Annotated in this window: 25 protein-coding genes; 6 read left to right on the forward strand and 19 right to left on the reverse strand. The window is 47.7% G+C overall.

Annotated features, from left to right (window positions below; all coding sequences use genetic code 11):
* Nucleotides 1–14: 14 nt before the first annotated feature.
* On the reverse strand, nucleotides 15–668 hold the full coding sequence (locus QNH15_RS23130) for an ABC transporter permease (protein WP_283890857.1): 654 nt from the start codon (nucleotides 666–668) through the stop codon (nucleotides 15–17).
* The gene (locus QNH15_RS23135; protein WP_283890859.1) at nucleotides 644–1,798 is read right to left on the reverse strand and encodes a betaine/proline/choline family ABC transporter ATP-binding protein; all 1,155 of its coding nucleotides are present in this window, start codon (nucleotides 1,796–1,798) and stop codon (nucleotides 644–646) included. Before QNH15_RS23135 ends, QNH15_RS23130 begins: the two co-directional genes overlap by 25 nt.
* Before the next feature lie 263 nt (nucleotides 1,799–2,061).
* Here QNH15_RS23135 and QNH15_RS23140 point away from each other — a divergent pair, with 263 nt between their 5' ends.
* From QNH15_RS23140 to QNH15_RS23165, 6 genes are all read left to right on the forward strand, one after another.
* Nucleotides 2,062–2,634, forward strand: a complete 573-nt coding sequence (locus QNH15_RS23140; RefSeq protein ID WP_283890860.1) for a GbsR/MarR family transcriptional regulator — start codon at nucleotides 2,062–2,064, stop codon at nucleotides 2,632–2,634.
* Nucleotides 2,635–2,718: 84 nt separating this feature from the next.
* Nucleotides 2,719–3,621 carry a beta-keto acid cleavage family enzyme gene (locus tag QNH15_RS23145; RefSeq protein ID WP_283890861.1) on the forward strand — a complete coding sequence of 301 codons (903 nt, stop codon included), beginning with the start codon at nucleotides 2,719–2,721 and terminating at the stop codon, nucleotides 3,619–3,621.
* Nucleotides 3,614–4,576 carry an L-carnitine dehydrogenase gene (locus QNH15_RS23150; RefSeq protein WP_283890863.1) on the forward strand — a complete coding sequence of 321 codons (963 nt, stop codon included), beginning with the start codon at nucleotides 3,614–3,616 and terminating at the stop codon, nucleotides 4,574–4,576. Before QNH15_RS23145 ends, QNH15_RS23150 begins: the two co-directional genes overlap by 8 nt.
* Nucleotides 4,577–4,599: 23 nt before the next feature.
* Complete coding sequence (locus tag QNH15_RS23155) at nucleotides 4,600–5,076, forward strand: thioesterase family protein (protein WP_283890865.1); 477 nt, start codon at nucleotides 4,600–4,602, stop codon at nucleotides 5,074–5,076.
* A 223-nt stretch (nucleotides 5,077–5,299) separates the two neighbouring features.
* Complete coding sequence (locus QNH15_RS23160; protein WP_283895738.1) at nucleotides 5,300–5,653, forward strand: ribosomal maturation YjgA family protein; 354 nt, start codon at nucleotides 5,300–5,302, stop codon at nucleotides 5,651–5,653.
* Nucleotides 5,654–6,044: 391 nt separating this feature from the next.
* The gene (locus QNH15_RS23165; protein ID WP_283890867.1) at nucleotides 6,045–6,302 is read left to right on the forward strand and encodes a hypothetical protein; all 258 of its coding nucleotides are present in this window, start codon (nucleotides 6,045–6,047) and stop codon (nucleotides 6,300–6,302) included.
* On the opposite strand, the gene QNH15_RS23170 is transcribed toward QNH15_RS23165, so the two are convergent.
* From QNH15_RS23170 to QNH15_RS23250, 17 genes are all read right to left on the reverse strand, one after another.
* Complete coding sequence (locus QNH15_RS23170; protein WP_283890869.1) at nucleotides 6,299–7,294, reverse strand: hydroxyacid dehydrogenase; 996 nt, start codon at nucleotides 7,292–7,294, stop codon at nucleotides 6,299–6,301. The genes QNH15_RS23165 and QNH15_RS23170 overlap by 4 nt on opposite strands.
* Nucleotides 7,295–7,316: 22 nt before the next feature.
* Nucleotides 7,317–8,462, reverse strand: a complete 1,146-nt coding sequence (locus QNH15_RS23175) for a DUF2264 domain-containing protein (RefSeq protein ID WP_283890871.1) — start codon at nucleotides 8,460–8,462, stop codon at nucleotides 7,317–7,319.
* Entirely contained in the window at nucleotides 8,455–9,090 is a 636-nt protein-coding gene (locus QNH15_RS23180) for a YesL family protein (protein ID WP_283890873.1), read from the reverse strand. The genes QNH15_RS23175 and QNH15_RS23180 overlap by 8 nt, the downstream gene beginning before the upstream one ends.
* 50 nt (nucleotides 9,091–9,140) lie before the next feature.
* Complete coding sequence (locus QNH15_RS23185; protein WP_283890874.1) at nucleotides 9,141–10,496, reverse strand: extracellular solute-binding protein; 1,356 nt, start codon at nucleotides 10,494–10,496, stop codon at nucleotides 9,141–9,143.
* A 25-nt stretch (nucleotides 10,497–10,521) separates the two neighbouring features.
* The gene (locus QNH15_RS23190) at nucleotides 10,522–11,376 is read right to left on the reverse strand and encodes a carbohydrate ABC transporter permease (protein ID WP_283890875.1); all 855 of its coding nucleotides are present in this window, start codon (nucleotides 11,374–11,376) and stop codon (nucleotides 10,522–10,524) included.
* A 20-nt stretch (nucleotides 11,377–11,396) separates the two neighbouring features.
* Complete coding sequence (locus QNH15_RS23195) at nucleotides 11,397–12,317, reverse strand: carbohydrate ABC transporter permease (protein WP_283890877.1); 921 nt, start codon at nucleotides 12,315–12,317, stop codon at nucleotides 11,397–11,399.
* A 158-nt stretch (nucleotides 12,318–12,475) separates the two neighbouring features.
* Entirely contained in the window at nucleotides 12,476–13,372 is an 897-nt protein-coding gene (locus QNH15_RS23200) for an AraC family transcriptional regulator (protein ID WP_283890879.1), read from the reverse strand.
* A 44-nt stretch (nucleotides 13,373–13,416) separates the two neighbouring features.
* On the reverse strand, nucleotides 13,417–14,190 hold the full coding sequence (locus QNH15_RS23205) for a sugar phosphate isomerase/epimerase family protein (RefSeq protein WP_283890881.1): 774 nt from the start codon (nucleotides 14,188–14,190) through the stop codon (nucleotides 13,417–13,419).
* A gap of 17 nt (nucleotides 14,191–14,207) precedes the next feature.
* Nucleotides 14,208–15,074 carry a sugar phosphate isomerase/epimerase family protein gene (locus tag QNH15_RS23210; protein WP_283890883.1) on the reverse strand — a complete coding sequence of 289 codons (867 nt, stop codon included), beginning with the start codon at nucleotides 15,072–15,074 and terminating at the stop codon, nucleotides 14,208–14,210.
* A 26-nt stretch (nucleotides 15,075–15,100) separates the two neighbouring features.
* Nucleotides 15,101–16,174: a Gfo/Idh/MocA family protein gene (locus QNH15_RS23215; protein ID WP_283890885.1), complete on the reverse strand. Its 1,074-nt coding sequence runs from the start codon at nucleotides 16,172–16,174 to the stop codon at nucleotides 15,101–15,103.
* 15 nt (nucleotides 16,175–16,189) lie between these two features.
* Nucleotides 16,190–17,350 carry a Gfo/Idh/MocA family protein gene (locus QNH15_RS23220; RefSeq protein ID WP_283890887.1) on the reverse strand — a complete coding sequence of 387 codons (1,161 nt, stop codon included), beginning with the start codon at nucleotides 17,348–17,350 and terminating at the stop codon, nucleotides 16,190–16,192.
* Between the two features lie 276 nt (nucleotides 17,351–17,626).
* Nucleotides 17,627–18,691, reverse strand: coding sequence for a Gfo/Idh/MocA family protein (locus QNH15_RS23225; RefSeq protein WP_283890890.1), 1,065 nt, complete (start codon nucleotides 18,689–18,691; stop codon nucleotides 17,627–17,629).
* Nucleotides 18,692–18,706: 15 nt separating this feature from the next.
* Nucleotides 18,707–19,555 (reverse strand): sugar phosphate isomerase/epimerase family protein, encoded by an 849-nt coding sequence (locus QNH15_RS23230; RefSeq protein WP_283890892.1) that lies wholly within the window; start codon nucleotides 19,553–19,555, stop codon nucleotides 18,707–18,709.
* 124 nt (nucleotides 19,556–19,679) lie between these two features.
* Entirely contained in the window at nucleotides 19,680–20,501 is an 822-nt protein-coding gene (locus QNH15_RS23235; RefSeq protein ID WP_283890893.1) for a sugar phosphate isomerase/epimerase family protein, read from the reverse strand.
* The gene (locus tag QNH15_RS23240) at nucleotides 20,498–21,676 is read right to left on the reverse strand and encodes a dihydrodipicolinate synthase family protein (protein WP_283890895.1); all 1,179 of its coding nucleotides are present in this window, start codon (nucleotides 21,674–21,676) and stop codon (nucleotides 20,498–20,500) included. Before QNH15_RS23240 ends, QNH15_RS23235 begins: the two co-directional genes overlap by 4 nt.
* A complete protein-coding gene (locus tag QNH15_RS23245; RefSeq protein ID WP_283890897.1) occupies nucleotides 21,648–22,841 on the reverse strand; it encodes a Gfo/Idh/MocA family protein in 1,194 nt (397 codons plus the stop codon). The genes QNH15_RS23240 and QNH15_RS23245 overlap by 29 nt, the downstream gene beginning before the upstream one ends.
* Before the next feature lie 92 nt (nucleotides 22,842–22,933).
* Complete coding sequence (locus QNH15_RS23250; RefSeq protein WP_283890899.1) at nucleotides 22,934–23,743, reverse strand: AraC family transcriptional regulator; 810 nt, start codon at nucleotides 23,741–23,743, stop codon at nucleotides 22,934–22,936.
* Between the last annotated feature and the right edge of the window lie 166 nt (nucleotides 23,744–23,909).

Below are 23,909 nucleotides of genomic sequence, written 5' to 3' on the forward strand. Positions count from 1 at the left end.
GAGTTGTCTCCTTCCTAAGCAGCTTCCTTCATTTTTCTCATTCCTTTGGGTGTTACCCAACGTTCAAGCCTGCCCAATAGAATATCGGTCAGCAAGGCCAGTATGGTGACAGGCACCGCACCGGCAATAATAAATTCAGCCTGAAACAGATTCAGCCCACTGAAAATATAATCACCGAGGCCGCCGGCACCGATATAGGCAGCAAGTGTTGCCCAGCCGATCAAGTAAACGGTTGAAAGCCGGATGCCCGCCATAATGACAGGAACAGCAAGCGGCAATTCCACATAGCGGATCCGCTCCCAGCCGGACATTCCCATTCCGCGTCCTGCCTCCAGCAGACTGCGTTTCACGTCCTTCACCCCAATATAGGTATTTCGCAAAATCGGTAAAACGGAGTAAAAAAATAAAGCTATAATGGCTGGAACTTTTCCCACCCCGAGAAGAGGAATAAAAAAGGCCAAAATCGCAAAGCTTGGGAAGGTCTGGACAATTCCCAAAATCCCCATTACCGCTCCTGCTGCTTTTGGAACCCTTGTTAAGGCTACACCAAGCGGAACAGCGATGATGATTCCAAGCAAAGCGGCAAGTAATGAAATATATAAGTGTTCCCACGTTTTATACGCCATTTCACTGCCGTACTCACTTAAAAATTGGATGACGGCGTCCATTGCATCTCCTCCCTTGCTTCGCCCCAGATGGAATCGTAAACAATATCAACCAGGCTCGCCCTCGTCACAATGCCGGCAAGACGCTGATTTTCATCCACAACGGCTACATATTTCATTCCTTTTTTAAGGATCTTTCGGATGGTGTCACGTACCAGGTCATCTTTTTGCACGGTGAATTCCGTTTTAAGGACTTCCTTGATGGAGTTGGCTTTTTTCCGGTTCTGGTCAATAATTTCAACATCCACATACCCTTTAAGGATGTTACTTTCATCAACCACCAGCAAGGAATCCACACGATGCTGCTTCATCACTTGAATCGCTTCGGATAACGAACGATCCCCGGTAATCGTTACAGGCTGCGGATTCATGATTTGTTCAACGGTTTGAATGTTCGGCCTCGCTTGTACCAGACGGTCTTTCCCAATGAACTCTTCAACAAAATCGTTGGCCGGATTGCGGAGAATCTCATCTGGTGTATCGCATTGGACCAGCTCTCCATCCCGCATAATCACGATTCGGTCTCCCAACTTCAGAGCCTCATCCATGTCGTGAGTGACGAACACAATGGTTTTATCCAATTTCTTCTGCAGTTTCTTGAACTCTTCTTGCAGAGAATCCCTGGTAATGGGGTCAAGAGCACCAAACGGCTCATCCATTAAAATCAACGGCTGATCGGCAGCCAGCGCACGTAAAACGCCAATTCGCTGCTGTTGGCCCCCACTCAGTTCATGAGGGTACCTCTCCAGATATTCTGGTGTCATATCCACAAGGGATAACAATTCTTCTGCCCGGGCGCGCCGTTTATCTTCCGGCCATTTCAACAATTTAAGGACGATGGAAATGTTCTCCTGGATGGTCATATGAGGAAACAACCCAATCTGTTGAATCACATAGCCAATTTCTCTTCTGAGCTCAACCGGATCCTTTTTTAATACATCCACTCCATTAATATAGATGCTCCCTTCGGTTGGCTCGATGAGTCGGTTAATCATTTTCATCGTCGTTGTTTTTCCGCATCCACTAGGGCCAATGAAACAAATAAATTCGCCCTTTTCAAATTCCAGTGATAATTGGTTAACCGCTCTCTTTCCTCCTTTATACACTTTTGAAACTCGATCAAATTTCAGCAATGATAAAACACCTCCGTAAATTTCCTCTTATGATTCGGATCTCACATTGGTTAACAACATTCCGTGACTTTTGTGCTATCTTAAGCTTAAATTAAACTTTGTGAAATAAAAAGTTTACAAATTGCATAAAATGCACAATATTTACGTAAAATTATTCTGATAATAAGTACAGACCGGCTTTTCCTTACAATTGCTTGCTGATTGCCTTGGTTTTCTTTGATATATTCATTTTTGGTTTTCGCGGGTTTGTGATACATTGGCTCATGAAGAAGCTGGTAACTGGAAGGGTGATTCATTTGGTTGAAAAACAGCCATCTGTGAAAATAAGGAATGTTGAAGATCAACTGGTTGAGAAAATTGCTGACAATATGCACACCTATGGTGTTTCTACAACTGTCGGGCGGGTATTAGGCATCATTTATATGAATCGAAAGCCGATGACGCTTGATGAGCTATCAGAAGCTACGGGTATGAGCAAGACCCGTATGAGTCAGGTTGTCAGGGAAATGGTCGATCTGAATATTGCCGAAAAAGTGTTTGAGAAGGGTATTCGGAAGGATTTATATAACGTGGAGCAGGACTACTACCAAACCTTTATTTCCTTGTTTACCTCCAACTGGCAAAAAACGATCAACAAGAATAAAATGTTTGAAAAAAAACTGTCAGCTGAGATAAAGGGCATATTGGATAATGAGACCCTTACGGAAGAGATGGAACTTAAGGTCAATGATCTTCTAAAAGAAACAAAAGAATGGCTGGATTATTATCAATGGTTGTCCCGCCTGGTCGATTTCTTTGAAAGCGGCGAGATCTTCAAGCATGTTCCTAAACCCTAAAGTTGAGCTCCAACGTACAACGAAAAAGAAAATGGAAGATTCACTCCATTTTCTTTTTTTTACCCTTTTTAAGGAGGAATCCCTATGAATCAGAATGTTATTGTAACGTGTGCAGTAACCGGTGCAGGAGAAACGACCCAAAAAAGCTCGCACGTTCCAGTCACACCTAAGGAAATCGCAGAATCAGCCATCGAAGCCGCCAAAGCTGGTGCTACCATCGCCCATATCCATGTTCGTGATCCAAAGACCGGTGGAATCAGTCATGACCCTGAACTTTTTCGTGAAGTTGTAGAGCGGGTTCGTGAATCTGAAACAGATGTCATCTTAAATCTTACAGCCGGAGGCGGGGGAGACTGGATGCCAAGCAATGAGGACCCGGCCACTGGCGGACCTGGTACAGACATCCAGCTGCCTGCAGAACGCCATGAACCTATTAGTAAACTTCTACCCGAGATATGCACGCTCGATTGCGGCAGCCTGAATTTCGGTGACCAGCTCTATATCAGTACGACCTCCTGGCTTCGTGAACAGGCAAAGCTCATCCAGCAAAGCGGCGTGAAGCCAGAACTGGAGTGCTTTGATACCGGCCATCTGCGCTTTGCCAAACAACTCATCAACGAAGGTCTGATTGATGAGGATCCGATGTTCCAGTTTTGCCTAGGCATTCCTTGGGGAGCAGAAGCTGATGCTGAAACGATGCTGTATATGAAGAACAGCTTGCCGGCAAACGCACACTGGTCAGCGTTTGGCATTGGACGCCTGCAACTCCCAACAGCCATTCAATCCATGCTGCTTGGCGGCAATGTACGTGTTGGTCTGGAAGATAACCTTTATGTTGGTAAAGGGATTTTGGGAACCAATGCCCAGCTGGTGGACAAGGTCGTCGGTATCATGGGTGGCCTTGGAGCTAACCCGATGACACCAGCAGAAGCGAGAAAACACTTAAAATTAAACAACCCGTTTGCAAAAGGAGTTCCCCATGAATAATCATTCGATACAGAAAATAGCGGTCGTTGGAACAGGTGTAATCGGGAACGGCTGGATTGCCCGTTTTTTGTCACAAGGTTATGACGTAGTCGCTACGGATCCTGCACCTGGAGCGGAATCCAGAGTGAAAAACGCTTTGGGAACAGCTTGGCCAGCGCTTGAAAAAGCTGGACTCGCAAAGGGCGCTTCAAAGGATAAGCTAACCTTTGAACCCAACCTGGAAAAAGCAGTGGCACATGCGGATTTTATTCAGGAAAACGCTCCTGAACGAGAGGATATCAAGCGCAGCTTGTTAGCTCAGATCGATGAGTATGCCAAGCCTGAGGCGATCATTGCTTCAAGTACATCCGGGTTGAAGCCAAGCACGCTTCAGTCGGATTGCGGTCGACCGGAACGGGTAATTGTTGCCCATCCGTTTAACCCGGTTTATTTGATTCCTCTTGTTGAGCTTGTGGGAGGAAAGAAGACCTCTCCCGAAGTGATCCAAAGGGCTGAGCAATTCTATCATTCTATCAAGATGAAGCCGCTGGTCATTTCAAATGAAATTGAGGGTCATGTGGCTGACCGTTTGATGGAAGCGATTTGGAGAGAATCACTCCATCTTGTAAATGACGGGGTAGCTACTACCGAAGAAATAGATGCTGCCATTGTATACGGTCCCGGTCTGCGCTGGGCGCTGATGGGACCCTTCCTAACGTTACATTTGGCGGGCGGAGAACAAGGAATGAAACACATGCTTGAGCAATTCGGACCCGCCTTGAAACTGCCTTGGACGAAACTCGTTGCCCCCGAACTTACCGAGGAATTAAGCAATAAAGTGATTGACGGCTGTGAACAACAAACGAAGGATCACACTATCGCTGATTTAGAAAAGCGCAGAGACGACTTTCTGATCGAATTGCAGCAATTGCTTTCAAAATATTGGCCGGCAGCCAATTTAAACGGAAGACTCTAACTGATAGATTTGGAGGGAAAGTGATGGGTAATTTTATCAATCCTTTGCTGAAAACGGCTGTGCACAGTGACTGGATCGACTATAACGGCCATATGAACGATTCGGCCTATGCTCTTGTCTTCAGCAAGGCGGTCGATCAACTTATGGATTCTCTTGGCATTGATGCTGAGTTTCGTGAAGAATATCAGTACTCGATCTATACACTGGAAACCCATCTGGTTTATTTAAAAGAAGCGCATTTGAATCAGGAACTTCATATCATTCTTCAGCTCCTGGACTTTGACTCAAAACGTCTGCATGTCTTTTTTACGATGAATGATGAACAAGGAAATCGTCTGGCAATCAGCGAGCAAATGCTGATGGGCATGGATATGGCCACTGGCCGTGCAGCCCCTTTTCCGCCCGCCATTCAATCCAAGATTGATACTCTCGGAAAAGACCAGCAAATTCTATCAAAACCAGAAGAGGCGGGAAGAAGGATCGGGATACGGAGAAAATAACAAACGGCTGACCAGAAACCTTAGGTCAGCCGTTTTTTTCATCTATGTATGTATGTAGATCCACATATCCTCTGCTCCCGCTATCAGGTTCTACATCAATCGATTATACGAACAGGAGAGGTATATATGTTAAAATATGCTAGATTATCTGACAGGGTTTTTAATCTCTTATGAAAGAGTGAATGAATTGAAACGAGCCATCTATCTTTTGTTGATTATAATCATGATTATGCTTGGCCTGGCCTCAAGGTTATACGGCTCCTCCCTTCCAGCATTTTTTGCGGAGAATGCGGGGGATGCTCTTTGGGCGGCCATGGTGTACTTTGCATTTCGGTATTTATTCGTACGAAAAAGCCTGGGTACAGCCATACTGCTTAGTTTTCTGTTCAGCTTTGGGGTTGAATTCTCACAGCTCTATCAAGATGATTGGATCAACCAGATCCGGGATACTTTACTGGGAGCATTGATTCTTGGAAAAGGGTTTCTTGCTGTGGATTTGGTGAGGTATAGTGTTGGAATTATATTAGCGGCGTTTCTAGATAAGTGGGTTGTTTTACATGCTAGCCAGAATAATTAGTAATTTATTACCAATATTACAATAAAAAGGTTCGATCGTTGAGCAGAGTGGTAGTTTAAAAAAGAATGGCTTTTAAACCTACCAAGGGGATCTGGAGTATGAAACGAAAAAAACGCCTACAAAACCTCTTTTTTATAGCTTTAACAGGAGCTAATTTTACCTTTGCTATAGTTTCTTATTATCGAAACTTTTATTTTCTCGGTATATCTTCAGACATATGGGCCCCTCTTTTTTTCTGCTTGATGATATTTATCCTAAGTATTTTTTGGTTCATACAGAATGAAAACAAGAAGTATTACTTACTAGTACTGGGCATCAGTACGTTAGCGTTGGTTCTATCAATTATGAACTTTCTACGAGATATCAATTGAATGGTGAGGAGCTGATGCAGATGGAAACCAAGCTTGATATAAAAAACCCTGCGTACATTCGCAGGGTCAAGGTCATAATATCTCCTATCTTTTTTAAAGACATTCATATCTGGGGTTCTCCATTTAAGTTATGTGTTTATGCTTTAGTTGATGTGATGCTGATCATGATGAGTCTATCTGTGGAGATCCAGTGTAACAGCGACATGTCTTATTTTACAGGTCTCGGGTTCATCTTCTTTGTCAAATTACTCACCGAGGTTGCCGAACTCCTTCGTTAAGCCATAATCCCCATGTCCTTCTCCAGCACCTCACAGTTTAGCGGTTCATTCTTCAAATACCGCTGATATTCATCCAGCATGCTTTGTCCCATGCGGGCACATTCCGATCCTTTACTGCCAGCAATGTGCGGGGTCAGCACCACATTGGGAAGGGTAAATAGAGGTGATCCCGGTACAGGCGGCTCGGGATAGGTCACATCCAAGACCGCAGTGATATCCTCACGATGCATCAACACTTCTATCATTTCATCCTCTCGTACGATGGCCCCGCGCGCGGTGTTAATAAAACTGGCATTTGGTTTTAACAGGGAGAAATGCTGTCCCGTAATCATCCCCCGTGTTTCGTCCAATAACGGCGTATGCAGGGAAACAACATCTGCCCGCTGAAATACCTCTTCCAGTGAACACAACTCCACACCCAGACTTCCGGCAGCCTCTTCGCTTACATATGGATCATAGGCAATGACCTTCACATCAAACGGTTCAAGCAGCTCACACACCCGGCGGCCGATTTTACTCAGTGAAATGATTCCCACTGTGCTTCCATATGCCCCTGCCCCGGCAGATATCGATTTTCCCGGGTAAGCATGATCCCGCTGGATGCTTCGGACATAGCTCCAGCCGCTTTTTAAGGAAAACAGAATTTGTGACAGCGCAAATTCCGTTACTGGGATGGCATTCGCTTCAGCCGCATTGAAAATTCGGATGTTTCTTCTCCACGACGCCGGAGTGGCAATGTTTTTTACTGTTCCTGCCGCATAAAAAACAGCTTTCAGACGGGGTGCTGCCGCCAAAAACGCTTCGTCGAGCTCTGGCCCTCCCCATCCCGAAAAAATGACCTCAGCATCCTTTAGAATGGATTTATTTTCCTTAACCTGGTCCTTAGTCAAAAAAGGAAGATCCATACCAACCAGATCTTCAATTTGCTGTCGTATAGTTGACGGGTACACCCAATCAAAAGGCGCCTCGTCCATGATAAATAATCCTTTCATACTGTTTGCACTCCTTTCCCACTTAACTTTTCAATGCATGATCCATCGGAAAATCCAATCCGGACCAAGCCTTTTTTGACGTCCAGCTTTCATCCTCATCACGCCAGAAGGAAACTGATTCCGGCAAGCCCAATGGCAAAAAGATCAACGAGCAAAGATAGGCAGAGCCATTCGTAATGTAGCCTTCACCAATTCCCGGCTGATGGCCGCAAAATCCGACCGTTAACCAACCATCGTCCGTATACGTTCCGGCTGCAAGGAGGCACTTTTCCAAAACGGCAGTCAATCCGCACCGAACCTGGGCGGAAGACACACTCTCCGGCAAGTCCTCTCGCCACGCGTGCTGAGCCAGCGTATGAAAAACACCGCATCGGTAGGCGAGCGAACGGCCAACAGCCGGAAATGTTCCTTCCGGCGAGATCAACCGTTCAAGAATTTCTGCATAGCGGCGCGACCTCTCTTTTACCGTCTGCGCTCTTTCATGCCAGTCATCATAATGAGAACCAACCGCCTCCAAAACATCGATTAGCATAGGCTGAATAACAAAGCTATTATAGTAATCAAAACGAAAATGGGGACCGTCACTGTAGACGCCATCTCCCGCATACCATTGCTCCATCTGCTTTATGGCATAGTCAATCCGCATATGATCCCAGTCACTTTCACCCATCCGGTGCAAAGCCACTTCAATCATCGCAGAAAACAACAGCCAGTTAGAGAACACGGGTTTTCTTGATCGGGTCGCTTTAAAAGCATTAACCACATTCCTCTTCACCCGGCCATCCAGCTTCTCCCAAAGTTCAATTGGCGCCCGGAGAATGGCTTGGGCCAAAAATGCAGTGTCCACAATCGGCTGAAAGCCCTGTGAAAAATTCATATAGTCGGGTGATGACGGGTCTGTTCCAGCATCAATCGCCTCACGAGCCAGCTGGCTATAATGCTTTCGAAGACGTTCTTCACTGCCTTTTGATTTCCCTTCAAGCCACGGTGCCATCCCGACAAGGAGCCGGGCAAGTGTTTCCAGATGAACATACGATTCTCTGTCTGCTCCTTCTTTCATTTCCACCTTCATGTTTGCTTTCAGCTCTCTTTTGGCCAACGCCCCAAGCGGTGTTCTGGCCAAGGTGAGCATCGTGTCGAGCCATAGGAGCCGCGTTGGATTATCCATTCCATCCACCTGCTTTTGCTTTCCCTTCGAGCCGGAGAAATGCGCAATGAGAAAACCACATCGAAAGAAAGCCTGCACCACTCACATAAAAAAAGACAGCAAGCCCCGGGATCACATAGCAAATATACGTTACCACCAGGATACTCAGGCCGCTCAGCACCGTCATCAACGGTGAGGACAACCCAACAAACAAGGCATTCTTCACACAATCCAGAAGTCCGCCTTTAAAATGGGCCAGCACCGGAAAAAGATACAGAAGGACGATCACATATAAAAAGAACAAACCAAGTAGCAAAACTTTCAGCACACCAACCAAAAAATAATCGACGGGAAACACCAGTTTTACATTTACCCACAGAAGCATTCCGAATAGCACCATAAAATACCCCAACAGGTTCGCCTTTACAAACTGAGTTCGATATTCTTTCCAAAACTGACGAACTAGCGAAGGGCTTTCCTCTTTTCGGATCCAGGAACGCTCGACCGCAAACAGTGCGGCGGTTGCCGGGAAAACACCGCCGATTACCAATCCTGCCAGGCTGAAAAGAATCCACAGAACACTTAAAAACGCGAAACGCGCAAACCACACACAGGCCATGTAAAAGCCTCCAAAGGCTGTACCGTCCATCCAACATCCCTCCTATGCAAAGAAAGGAGGATTTCTCCTCCTCCTTCAACTTACTTTCTATTTTTCACCCAGGCGGTGCTCTCGCGTTGCGCTTTATCCAATGCCTGTTGTGCCGTACGCTTGCCGGTTAAGGCAGCCTCAACCTCTGATGTTAAGGTAAAGCGCGGCTGTGAGGAGCCCCAAGGATAGCGTGGTGTCCACGGACTGCTCATGGCTTCGAACACCGGCTGCATGAGCGGCATTTCCTTTGTACTCTTCCAATCCTTTGCGGCTTTAATGGCCGGAATGGCACCAACTTCTTCAAAGACGTACTTTTGCGCAAATTCATCGGTCGCAAATTTAATCCATTCCCAGGCCAGGTCTTTATTTTTACTGCTCTTGGCAATCGCGAGCGGACTTCCTGCAAACAATCCGCCTTTGCCGTCCTTGTTCTTGAATTCCTGGGCGATTCCGATTCGGTCTTCTAACCCTTGAGCATAGGTCGGTTTGATGGTATCGCCAGGCCCCTGATTCATCATGATGGCAACGTTGTTATCCTTGGTGAGCCATTTTTCTGAACCCTGATTGCTGACAAGGCCCTTTGGCGCGTAATTCTTCATGTCGAGCAGCCAGTCCAGCCCTTTTTTCATCTCCGGAGAGTTAAAATTGAACTTCACATCTTTCCAGGCAAACCCTTCTCCCCATTTACCGTTTTGGCCTTCAGCCAGATCGATCAAGGTGAACGCGGAGGACCAGTCACCGCGGAACCAGATGCCATAGTTCTGCTTACCGGTTTTCGGGTTTTTCCCGGTCATTTGTTTAGCCTTTTCCGCAACCTCCTTCATGGTCGGGTGGTCGGAAAGATAGTCAACACCCCAGTCGTCAAACAGCTTTTTGTCATACGCGATAAAACGCGCGTCTCCCAAAAACGGAAGACCGTAGATTTGCAGTTTGTCGTCATCCTTGCCAAGCACCTTCCAGCCATCCACCTGACTATCGATAAACTTGTCCAGATCCATTTCTTTGTCTTTATCGATGTACGGCTGAAGAGGTTCAAGTACACCCTGAGGCGCGAAATCCGCGAGTCCAGGCATCTGATATACATCGGCTTCATTGGAGGTAATCATCGCCTGCGTTTTTTCCGTATATCCTTCCCACGGCATCAGAATGAAATCCACGGATGCACCGGGATGCTGTTTTTCAAATTCCTCTTTTAACACATCAATCCCTTTCACTTTCTTTCCCGTGATTGGATCAGTTGCTGTTTTGTCCTTGAAGTCTCCGATCATCTGCACTTTAATCTTTTTCCCTGCCCACTTTCCATCCGCTTTTCCTGAAGTATCCGAGCTTGAACAGCCGGTCAGCATGGCCATTACAGCCAGAATCAAAATGAGCGATAACGAAATCCCCTTCCGAACATGTTTCATTTCTCCGCCTCCTTTAAAATGGGTCCTACTCTCCTTTTACTCCGCTAAGCGCAATGCTCTGAATGATGTATTTTTGTAAAAACAGATACAAAATGACGATCGGCAGGACACTCATGGTCGCCAGTGCCATCGTTAATCCGCCAAGGCTTGTCCCGTTCTCGAGCGAGAAGCTGGCGAGATACAGAGGGACGGTCTGAAGCTCCTTGCTGTTGAGCACAACGAGCGGCCACATGAAATCGTTCCAGCTCCAGATAAAGGCTAAAATAATCATCGTTGCCACAATCGGTCCGGCAAGAGGAAGATAAATGCGGAAAAAGGTTGTAAATTCCCCTGCCCCGTCAATTTGCGAGGCCTCTCTCAGCGTGTCCGGTAATTGGTCAAAGAACTGCTTGCAAAGAAAGATCAGCATGCCGCTGATCAGAGACGGCAGAACGAGCGGCCAGAACGTATTAAGCAGATGAACGGAATTAAACAGCTTGTACAATGGAATCAGGCGCGGCTCCATTGGAATCATGAGCGTGCAAAGCACCACCACAAACAACACCTTTTTTCCTTTGAACCGTCCTTTGGAAAACGCATATCCTGCGAGAAGCGATGCCGATACACCGATAAACACAGAACTGACGGTAACGATCGCAGAGTTGAGGTAGGCCTTGAACAGGCTTCCGTTTTCAAACACAATGCCAAAGTTAAACGACGATGGGTGCTTCGGTATTAATTTGGGCGGAAAGGGCATCGTGACATTGGCGGTGCGGTCAAATCCCACGCTCACCATCCAAACAAAAGGCGTAATGAGCAGCAGGCCAAACAGCAGCAAAATAATGAATTTGAAGCCTCCTGCAATCTGTTCTCTCTTTTTATAGGAAAGTCCAGCTTTCATGAAACACATCCCCCTTTCACTTAGATTTTCATCTTGGAAACTTTCAGGTTGATGAACGTGAAGACCAGTATCAAAATGAACATGATGTACGTCGCAGCCGAAGCGATTCCGAACTCAAACCCTGTAAAGCCTCGTTCGTAAATAAACGCTCCCATCGTTTGAATGGACCGCGCCGGACTTCCGTTTGGTCCGCCCAGCACATAGACTTCATTAAATCGCTGCAGCGCTCCAATCCATCCGGTAATCAGCAAAAAGGCAAAGGTTCCTGCCATATTGGGAATGGTGATAAAAAACCATTGCTGCAGCCCGCTTGCCCCGTCGATTTTTGCGGCTTCGTACATTTCGCTCGGAATCGCCTGGAGATTGGCAAGACAAATGATGATGACAAAACCAACCCAGTGCCAGACCGCAAGAATAATGACCGCCCACTTTGAGGTGGAAGGATCAGAAAGCCAGCCTGGTGTCGGCAGCCCGATGGCGTGCAGAACATAGTTGACGATTCCCATTTCCGGATGAAGAACGAAAGCAAAAATCATGGCGGCGGCAACAATGGACGTAACATTAGGCAGGAAATAGAGGACTTTGAAAAAATTCTGGCCCCGTTTGGTAGAGTTGATGATCGATGCAAAGATAAAACCGAGTGGAATGGTAATGATGATTTGAAAGATACCGATAAAAAAGGTATTCCATACGGCGTTCCAAAACGAGTTCGAGGTTAAAACAGACTTAAAGTTTGCGAGTCCGATATAATGCTCGACCGTTCCGTTGGATTGATAGAAACTGAGCCGAAGGGATTCAAAGATAGGGTAGACCATGAACAGCAGAATCCCCAGGAAACTCGGAATCAGGAAAACATACCATTTGAGCCCCCAGTCCTTTCGTTTGCTGCGCACCTTTTCCACTTCCATTTGTACGTTCAGCTCAATGCTGTTGTTAGCCATGACAGCCTCCTTTCAATTGGCGGGAAAATCAAGGTTTTGCCTGAAATATAAAACGCTTTCATTTATCTGTTTTAATTTTACTAATTTTCGGATAATTTAAAGGTTGCAGGATAGTCCTTTTTTTTGAAAAATTTGTCTGATATTGCTCTATTTTTGTTTTAATAGTTTCCGATCTGATCCAGCGGTTCACTTATGGTACGCTCGTTGCGGTAAGCGGTAGGTGTAATTTTAACTTGTTTGCGGAAAAAGCGGCTAAAATGCGAGGAATTTTCAAATCCAGACTCCAATGCCACCTCCAGGATCGACATTTCAGGGTGCATTTCGAGCAAATACTTGGCCCGTTTGATGCGGCAGCTCATCAGGTATTCCATGATCGTAAAGCCGGTTACGCACTTGAAGATTCTGGACATATAATATTTGCTGATATTCAGGCTCTTGGCGATATCATCCAGTTTGATGTTCTTTTCCCGGTTGTCTTCCACCCACCGGATGATGCGGTCGACGTGCATGCGTTTTTCCGACTTGACGGAGGGAATTTTGACGATCCTCAACTTGCTCAATTCATAGATTTTAAACAACAGCTGAACGAGAAGCGTAGTCACTTCGCCTTCCTTCAGCCGGTTTTCAAACTTGTCCTCCTGCTTGTACCCTCTTGAAAAACCGACCTGTGCTATTTTCTTGATCAGCTCTTCGATTTCAAGCAGCATGTCCTGATCCACCCCGCGGAACAAGCAATTGTTCAGCATATAAAAAGGGTTTAACAGCTCCGGCACCTTTAAATTGGCGAGCACAGGCTTCAGCCACTCTCCGGAAAACTGGATCACGCTTCGGATATAAGGCTGCTCTTCTTCAGGGTAAGGCCGGTGCAGTGTCAAACCATCCATAATGATAATGTCGTTTTCCTGAAGGTGATGGATTTCATCACCGATCATGTACTTGCATCGGCCGCTGTGAAAGAAATACACCTCGTACGTATCATGGGAATGAAAATCATAGTCCTCTTTCTTGATCTCTTTGGACATCCGGTACTCAGAAACAAAGAATTCTTCCTCCAATTTTTTTCTCCCCCTTTACGATTTAAAACGAAAAGCTAACCTGATTATACTTTCCGGGAGTAAAGAACCGATGATAAAAACTGCCTTGCTGCACCTGCTTCCGCCTCAAAATCCTGCCACTGGCATTCGATGGAGATCCGGCCGTTGTACCCCGCCTCGCTCAGACAGGAAACAAACCTGCCGTAAGGATAGGTCCCCGTACCGGGCGCCCGCCTTCCGGTATCAGCCACATGAATATGCCGGATATAGTCTTTTTCGGAAGCCAGGTGCTCAAGCGGCTCATTTTCCTCATCCATATGATAAAAATCAGCCAGCACCTGGATGGATGGACGATTTACCTTCTTGGCGATCCTTACTGCTTCGGGAACCGAGTTAATGATGTTGCTTTCCTTTTGATTCAGCGGCTCGATAACGATCGTAATGCCGAGCGCATCACTGTAGTTTGCCACACGTTCAAGAAACTGAACGATCTGCTCCTCTCCCTTTTCCCTGGAAAATCCATCGGGCAGGGACCGGGCGCCTCCACTCCCAAAAACGACCGTGTCCGCCCCGATTTGCTTCACCCGAAGAAGCGCTTTTTCAACATAGCGTTCAACTGCTGAAATGTTCACGTGTTCACCGGTGATTTTAAGTGACCCCGGCAAAAAGATGTTGCAGGCCTCTACCCGTAGCCCGCTATCCTGGTAGCGTTCCAGGATAGCAGGAAAGTCATCATCATTTTCCGGTACGAGGGATACCACCGTACATTCCAGAAAATCAAAACCGGCTTCTTTGGCAATAGCGGCATTTTCGATGGTTGTACAACAGCCAAGCTTCATTGTCTTCTCCTCCTCCTTTATACCGCCAGCGTTTCATTCAGCAGTTTTTTCAACGACTGAACATGATGCTTCAGGGAGTCCTTCGTTGACAGTGCCTGGCTGAAGTCTTCGATGCCAATATATCCATCATAGCCAACCGCCTTTAAGTCCTGAATCACTTGCTTCCAGTCCACGATTCCTTTTTCCAGCAAGGCCCATTCTGCTTTCCACTGAACACTTCCGTCCTCTGCCTGCCCGCTTTGTTTCCAGATGGCGTTTTTCGCATGAACATGAGCGAGGTACGGTCCGAGAAGCTCCATTCCCATCCGGTAATTTTCAAATCCTTCATGCACCATGTTGCCCGGATCATATAACACTCCGATATGGTCAGGGTTAAAGGAAGAAATCAAACGATGGGCAAGGCTGGCGCTTGGAGCAATCGTCTGATGATGCGTCTCGACCAGTCCCTTAACGCCGTATTGCTTACACATCTCTTCCGCTTCTTTTAAGTAGGCCACAGCTTCCTTAAACAAATCATTGTAATTTCGGTTTCGGTCATACCGGGGAACACCAAGGCGTACCGTTGATGCACCGAGTGATTGTGCCACCCTCAGAACATTTTCCGTTGCCGCCAGATCACCACAGGCCAGGTAAGGCGTCACGCTCGTTACTTCAATGTTGTTTTCTTTTGTTACAGCCGACAAATGCGCAAGCTCTTCATCGGTGATATCCGGGGCAATGGTGCACAGGTTATTGCCCCAAAAGCTCGGCTCTTCCTTTTTGAGTTCATGAGGCGTTTCTTTAAACCGCCATTCCACTCCCTCGTAACCGTATTCCTTCAGATAGCCTAGTAACTGTTCAGGTGTTGCATCCGGTGCCATTACAGTAAACACAGAAAACTTCATGTTATCAGCCCGCCCTTTGAATTTTTCTATTCCACCCTGATTGCATTCTCCTGGGCAATCAGGCACAATTCCGCCGCTTTAAAGGCATGCTCCTGGGTCATCGCCTTTTCCGTCCGGTTCAGGCAGTCCAGGATCAGTTCGCCAAAAAACGGATAACCCACTTTGCCTGTGAGGTGAAAGTGCTGTTCGCCTTCGCCATTCACCAAATACAGGTGATCCCCGCTGTCTTCACTCGCCACATTAATGTACTTACGGATTTCAATATAGCCTTCCGTTCCAAGAATGAACGTTCTTCCGTCGCCCCATGTACGGAGTCCGTCTGGCGTCAGCCAGTCGACCCGAAAGTATTGGGTTGCCCCATTATCGCTGACGAGTGTAGCGTCTCCGTAGTCCTCAAGCTCGGGATAATCCTTGCTGCTGTAGTTTCCAACCTTGCTTGAGAGCACCTTGGCATTCTTTGACTTTGTATAAAAAAGAAACTGCTCGATCTGATGGCTGCCAATATCACAAAGAATTCCGCCATACGTTTCTTTTTTGAAAAACCAATCTGGTCTGGATGATGCCGATAAACGATGAGGGCCAAAGCCTGTCACCTGGATGACCCTGCCGATCGCTCCCTTATCGATCAGCTCTCCGGCAAACACTGCCGATTCCACATGGAGCCGTTCGCTGTAATACACCATGTACTTTTGTCCGGTTTCTGTTGCCTTTTGTCTCGCCTGTTCCAGTTGTTCCAATGTGGTAAAAGGCGTTTTATCTGTAAAATAGTCCTTTTGGTGGTCCATCACCCGCAAGCCCAGTTCACAGCGCTTGGAGGGTATGGCGGCACCGGCCACAAGCTTAACGTCCGGATCATTCAGAACTTCTTCCTCGGAGGAAGCGACCTGGACCTCCGGAAAGGCGTTCTTGAATTGATCAATTTTTTCCGGATCGGGATCATACACCCATTTCAGCGTGGCACCCGCTTCAATCAAGCCGTTGCACATGCCGTAAATATGGCCATGATCCAGGGCAACGGCAGCGATAAAAAAGTCACCTTCTGCCACCACCCGGTTTGGTTTTCCTTTTGGGGCATAATTCATGCCGTCTTGTTTGCTCATGTGTCCGCTCCTTTATCAGTACGTGCCGCCAACATCCAGCACAACGCTGTTTTTATCTTTTTTCCCGGTGGATTGTGCCTCTTTTTCCTGCAGATGTTTCAGATAGAGATCCTCGTTTACCGGGAATTCCACCCAGTCATCCAGCCATGTGGAAAGATGCATCGCATTGGAAAGCTCAAGCCCCTTAATCCCTTCGATTCCCGGTGCAATGAGCGGAGTTCCCTCCAGGATGGCGTCCACAAAGTTCTGGGTGATGCCGCGGTGCGCCGTTTCCTTGCCTTCAATCGGCACCTCGACCTTCCAGCATTCCGGTGCCCCGAAGCCGCCTTTGTATTCACGGTTAAACTCAGGCTCTGATACCCGCAGCCTCCAGTAATCGAGCTTTCCGTTCTCAACAACCACCTTGCCCCGGCTGCCGGCAATCTCCAGCCGGTTCGTTCCCGGAGCTTCTCCTGTTGTCGTAACAAAGACCGCGGTCGCGCCATTGTCATACTCCGCAAAAGCGGTGACATCATCCTCCACTTCGATATCCCGGTGCTTGCCAAAATAGCAAAACGCACGCATGCGCTTGGGCATCATGCCTGTCATCCATTGCCACAGATCGAGCTGGTGCGGACACTGATTGATGAGCACACCACCGCCTTCTCCTTCCCATGTGGCTCTCCAGCCGCCTGAATCGTAATAGCTTTGCGACCGGTACCAGTTGGTGATCAGCCAGTTCACCCGGCGGATTTCGCCCAGTTCTCCCGTAAGGATGAGATTCCGTAGCTTCTGGTACAGCGGATTGGTGCGCTGGTTGTACATCATGGAAAATACCTTTCCGCTTCTTTCGGCGGCTTCGTTCATTTCACGGACTTGTTTGGTGTACACACCTGCCGGCTTTTCACAAAGCACATGCAACTGATGGTCAAATGCTTTGATGGCGAGCGGAGAATGAAAATAATGTGGTGTTGCGATCAGTACGGCATCGAACAGACCGGATTCGAAGAATGAATCTTCGTCGGTGAAGATCTGTACATTGCTGCCAAGTTCTTTTTTTAGTGCCTCTGCTCGTTCTTCGCTCGAATCGAGGACGGCGGTGAGAATGGCTCCGTTGATTTCTCCGTTGAGAAGATAGCGTGCGTGTGCTCCTCCCATGTTTCCTGCTCCTATGACTCCAAGCCTTACGTTTTCCATGTGATGCCTCCTTGTATTTTCTTTATGCTGGGATGTTTTTGATAGTGGTTGATTTACGTTCCAGGTCGCTCGCTTTCCGTGGGGCGTGCGGTGAGCCTTACCGGCGTAAACGCCTACTTCCTCGTCGCAAGCTCCTGCGGTAACGGCGCGAGCGCCTTCCTGGTCTCATCTGTCCCGCTTTTCCCGCAGGAGTCTCGCCCTTGCACTCCAATCAACTTAGCAGTGTAGTTCTTTTCAAGAATGCTCCTAAAGCAATTCCCTATTAAAAAATCATTGTCAGCCTGATAAGAGTGAATTTTTCTTCATGTCCTGCTGTGCTCTTAGTTCAACCGCTTTTCCTGTTTTGGAAGATTCGTAGATGGCTAGAATGACTTGGATGGCGTTTCGGCCTTCTTGGAGTGAGACGTAGGGTTCGGTGTCTGTTTGGATGGCCCGGATGAAGTCGGTGACGATGGTTTTGTGGCCTTCGCCGTACACGGAGTCGGGAAGGTTGCTTTGATCGGAGACCATCTTGCTTTCCTCTTCATGAAAGGAGGTGGAGAAGCGCCACTTTTCAATTTGGTTAGCCGCGTTACCGCGAATGCAGACGGTGCCGTTTTCTCCGAATAAATTCAAGCTTGCTCCGAGATCGGCTGGATAAATAGCTCCTGTTCCCTCAACCACGCCGATGGATCCATCCTGGAATTCAAGAAGGGCGGTGCCCACATCCTCCATTTCAATATCCACCGTGCGGGTTGCGGTTTTTCCCATCACGCTTTTGACCGGTCCCATCAGCCAAATCAGCAGGTCAATGGTATGGATGCACTGGTTCATCAAAACGCCGTCCTTCATGGCGGTCGTTCCACGCCAGGCATCCTGATCATAATATTCCTGGCCCCGACGCCAGCGGATGTTCGCCGTCCCGTAAGCCATTTTTCCAAACTTGCCTTCTTCCAGTGCTTTTCTTGTCGTTTGAACCGCTTCATTGAACCGGTTTTGATGAACGACCGTTGCTTTGACATGGTGTTTTTTCGCCGTTTCGATGATCCGGTCTGCATCACGAATCGATAATGCCATCGGTTTTTCGATCATGACATGTTTGCCCTTTTCCATTGCCTGGATGGCCATTTCCGCGTGGAGGGCGTTCGGAGTGCATATATTGACCACATCGATAGTGGGATCATTGATCATTGCTCTGAAATCAGTAAACGCAGACTCCGCTCCATAGTTTTGTGCAAAAGGATAAAGACGTTCCTCGTTGGTATCACAAACAGCAAGAAGCTTAGCTCCTTGCGCCTGTTGGATCGCTTCCGCATGAACGGCTGCCACCCTTCCGCATCCTGCAATCGCAAAATTGATCATAGCTTCCTCCCGGTGTCAGAATTTCATGGTCGGACCAGAGGAGACCTGCTGTTCCAACTGTTTCATAAAGTCAGCATATTGCTTAAACGCAATTTCCGGCTCTTCAATTTCAGGGCACCAGACCTTCTCCCATTCCAGCGTAAAGTACCCCTCATAGCCTTGATCCTTCAGCAAACGATACATCCGGTAAAGCGGGATATCTCCCTCTCCAAGCAGACAAAGCTGATAGCCTCTCTTATGCTCTTTTTTCACATAGGAATCCTTCCAGTGGGTATACCTGATTCTATCTCCCAATACGTTCCACGTTTGCTCCGGTTCCTCTCCGATCATCCGGTATGGATGATGAACATCCCATAAAACGTCCAGCTGAGGAGAATTCACCTGGCTGAGCAGCTCCTGAACAACCTGGCAGCCCGTCCAGTCATCGTGTGTTTCCAGCAGCAGGGTGACCGGCCGACCTTCGATAACCTTAAAATACTCCGCCGTATTCCGAGCGGCAATGGTTATCGCTTCCTCTTTCTCACGGTCCCCAATCAAACCGCCGAACACCCGGATAAATGGGGTTCCAAAATACTCGCAAAGATCGGCATACTGTTTCAACTCTGCAAGGTACTCTTCTCGTTGCTCCGTTGATTCGGTAAATAAGCGGACCGAACAGGAAAAGCAGGGAATTTCAAGTGAAGCTTCCCTGAATCGGTCCCTTGTTTCTTCCAGCTTCGTCGAAAACTCAGGCAGCCGGTAGATTTCCATTTTCCCCAGATACCCACGAAAGTCGATTCCCTGATAACCGTACTGAACGGCACGGAAGATCATCGTCTCCAGGTTCCAGTTTGGACATCCAAGCGTGGTAAACGCCAATTTCATGAAATCACTCCCTATATGACATACTCCTTCCTCTTATGGTAAAAGGTTGGGAATCAGCATGCTTTGTTCAAGTTGCTTCATTTATCGGGATTGATGACAGATGTTGCTATAATTTGTTGAAGAATTAGACATGCTGAGCAAATGCCTTTTTGATCAACGCCAGGTTATCATCGCCAGGTATCTCCCACAGTTCCTTGTTCATAATTTCAACCTCAATCGGCCCGTGGTAGCCATTTTGTTCGACTGCATTCCGGATTCGCGGGATATCAATGACTCCTTCTCCCATCAATGAACGGCCCATTAACAGATCGGTGATCGGCACCTTCCAGTCAGAAACATGAAATCCAAAAATGCTCCCGTTGGCACGGTCGATTTCTTCGTACAAATAGGGATCCCACCATATGTGAAACACATCCACGATCACGCCAACCTGATCTGATCCCATTCTATTTTTCAGGTCGTTTGCTTCAGCAAGTGTGGTAATCACCGATCGGTCCGCCGCAAACATCGGATGCAGAGGCTCAATGCCAAGCTTCACTCCATGCTGCTGGGCAAACGGCAGGATCGCTTCGATTCCCTCCTGCACCCATTTGCGGCTTTCTGTTAGATCTTTATGAGGAGAAGGACCGCAAACAAGCACAAGCACCTCTGTCCCGAGCTCTGCCGCTTCTTCTACCGCGCGCTTGTTGTCTTCAATCCGTTCGTTACGCTCTGAAGCTGACAGGGCAGGAAACATTCCACCCCGGCATACACTGGACACATTCAGGCCGGATTCCCGTATCAACCGGCTGCTCTCCTTCAATCCGATATCGGCGATTTTATGCCGCCAAATTGAAATCGTTTCAATCTCTTGTCTAAGACACCCTTCAATCGCCTCGGGCAGCGACCAGTTTTCCGTTGTGATCTGGTTTAAGCTGAGCCTTTTCACATCCACAGCGCCTCTCATTTGACGGCCTCCATCTGATGAACACCGGCCAGTTGAAGCAAAGGCTTCATTCGTTTTATGGCGAGCTCAGGATCAGCGAGCACGTTCGCCTGGTCAGCGAGCTGGAACAATTGAGAGAGATGCAGGATGGAACGCGTACTTTCCGCGCCAGCTACCATTCGGAAATGAGGCTGATGCCCATTGAGATACGCCAGAAACACAATGCCCGTCTTGTAACAGTACGTCGGTGCTTGGAAAATATGTCGGGAAAGGGGAACGGTCACATTCATCTTCTTCCGGTAGTCCGCCAGGTTTCCATTGTCCAGATCTCCCAGAGCGGAGGAAGCAACAGACGCAATCCCGTCAAAAATGCCCAGCAAGGCATGACTATAGCCAACTTCGTCTCCCTCGATCAGAGATGGATAATTAAAATCATCACCGGTATACATTTTCACCGTAGCTGGCAGCAACCGGCGCATTTTGATTTCTTTTTGGTCATCAAGCAATGAGATTTTGATCCCGTCGATCTTGTTTTCATATTTTCGGATGATCGCCAGACAGTTTTCCATTGCTTCATCCAGGTCGTTGGATCCCCAGTAGCCGGCAAGCTTCGGATCAAACATATCTCCGAGCCAGTGAAGAATGACCGGCTTTGAAACTTGTTTCAGGATTCTTCCGTATACCAACTCATAGTCTTCAGGGGACCGGGCAGAGGCAGCCAGCGCGCGGCTGGCCATAAGGATCACCTGGCTTCCGGCCTGTTCTATATGAGCAACCTGCTCCTCGTAGGCTTCACAAATCGCGGCGAGCGAAAATTGTTCATCATCACGAAGATGATCGGTCCCGGCGCCACAGGCAATCCCTCCGCCAACTGCCTTGGCCTCGTTCACAGAGCGGGTGATAAGTTCCTTTGCGTCCTCCCATTGAAGGCCCATGCCGCGCTGCGCGGTGTCCATCGCTTCTGCCACCGACAAGCCAAGTGACCATAAATGGCGCCGATAATGCAGGGTCAGCTCCCAATCGATAACATCCCTTTTACTCTGCGAGAAAGGATTGGCGACCACATGGGCTGCGGCATATGCAGTTCTTGAACGAAACGGGGCAGCCGTTGATTTTGATTTTGCAAGTGGTTCCTTGTTCTCAAGATGATAGTGAAACGCGGTGCCATCAGGAACTGGAAGATATATAGTGCTCATCCTTCACCCTCCCTGCTGTGGTCAATTCCGGCACATCAAGCCAGCGGCGTTCTTTGGCTGATTGCAGTCCGAGATCGGCAAGCTGCGTTCCTTTTGCTCCCTCGAGCAAATCCCAAGGAAACGGATCATCCTGATAGACATGTTTAAAAAATAACTCCCACTGCACCTTGAAAGCGTTGTCAAAAATCTGGTTATCTGGGACTTCGCTCCACTGGCTTTGAAAATCGATGGTATTTTCAAGGTCCGGGTTCCATACCGGTTTTGGCGTGTTAATCCGGTGCTGTGTTTTGCACTGGCGAAGCCCTGCCACTGCACTTCCTTCGGTTCCGTCCACTTGTATGGTGAGAAGGTCATCCCGGTTGACTCTTACAGCCCAGGAAGAATTAACGCTCGCAATTACACCGTTTTCCAGCTCAAAGGTGGCATATGCTGCATCATCTGCTGTGGCATTATATGTATTTCCCTCTTCATCCACCCGGGTCCCAATGTGTGTCGAAGTCACAGCCGACAAGGCTTTTATCCCGCCAAACAGGTCATCCAGCACATAGCGCCAGTGAGGGAACATATCCACGATAATGCCTCCGCCCAGCTCCTTCTTATAGTTCCAGGATGGACGCTGGCATTCTTGCCAGTCCCCCTCAAACACCCAGTAGCCAAACTCCATGCGGACCGATAGAATCTCACCAAAAAAGTTGGCATCCAGCAGGCGTTTGAGCTTCATAATGCCTGGAAGGAATAATTTATCCTGCACGACACCGTTTTTGACACCAGCCTCCTCTGCCATTCTAGCAAGCTCCAGGGAACCTTCCATTGAGGTGGCTGTCGGCTTTTCACAATAGATATGCTTTCCGGCAGCAATCGCCTGTTTAATCGCCTCCTGCCGACGGTCGGTTGTTTGGGAATCAAAATAGATCACGTTGTACTCGTCTTGCAGCGCTTCGGACAGATCAGTTGTCCATCGGCTGAGCGAATGAGCTTCGGCCAGAGCTGCCAGCTTCTTTTCATTTCGCCCGACCAATATCGGATCCGGCATCACCACATCACCGTTGTTCAGCTGCACACCGCCTTGTTCACGAATGGCCAGAATGGAACGGATCAAGTGCTGCCGGGTTCCCATTCTTCCTGTTACGCCGTTTAAAATGACACCTGCATTATGAGTCGTCATGGCTCTAACCTCCTCATTGATTTAACGTCAGTTTAAAGGCATAAGCTCATCCTGTCTTACTAGATAGCGAATGAAATTCTCAATTTCGGAACTCATTTTGATTTGTACGTCGTTCGGTAGACATTTGGAGAGACACCGACCATTTTTTTAAACAGCCGGTAAAACGTAGATAACGATTCAAAGCCGATCTCAAAACAGATCGATACAATATCCTTTTCTGTTTCAAGCAGCTCTTTCTTTACCCGCCCTATGCGGACTTCGGTTAAATACTGAAGAGGAGTCATGCTGTAGTATTCTTTGAAGATCTGTTGAAGGTAACGTTTGCTGATGCCGATCCGGTTCGCCAATTCCTCCGCACTGCGGATATCAAAGTAACGGGTTTCGATGTACCGCTTCAGCTGCTCCACTCTTAGCGAATTAAGGTCCGCCGCCTCCTGTGTGTAGGAGCGTGAAATGATGATAAGCATCTCGCTCAACGAGTTCTTGAGTGCCATTTGCCAAAAAAGATCACGGTGGGATTGTTCATACAGTTTTTTCCGGAGGAGCTGCCGGACATCACTGCTGTCGAACGTATTCAGCCGCAGCACGCACGCTTTTTGAAAAACATGAGGAATGACCTCCTGCTGAATGTCCTCACCCAGCGTGCTTGAATCAAATTCCAGAACAAGCACACTCGTTTTCGAGTGAGAATGGATGGAGTGCTCCACCCCGGGCGGAATAATCATAAAACAATCTTTTTTAAGTGTATTTTCCACGCCATCTAACATGCAGATCCCTTCCCCATCCAGGATGTAGAGAATCTGGTGGTTTTGATGGTGATGGGGCTGGACCACGTCTTTTTCGTTGTGCTTACTTTCATAAAGGGAAATAAGCGGGGAGCGATTTTGAGTCTGCAGGTTCAATAAACGTCCTCCTTCTACAGTAGTGATTGGCTTGCTTACACGTTAGCAGTTTTTCTTATGGAGGGGAAGGTTGCTTTTGCGGCTTTACTCACGTTTTGATGGTGATTACTCACGGAAAATCCTGGTTTACTCACCGTTTTTCATCGTTTACTCACCAAAATGAGGA

Origin of the sequence: Fictibacillus enclensis, from assembly GCF_030123385.1 — a bacterium.
In the GTDB taxonomy this organism is placed as follows: domain Bacteria; phylum Bacillota; class Bacilli; order Bacillales; family Fictibacillaceae; genus Fictibacillus_C; species Fictibacillus_C enclensis.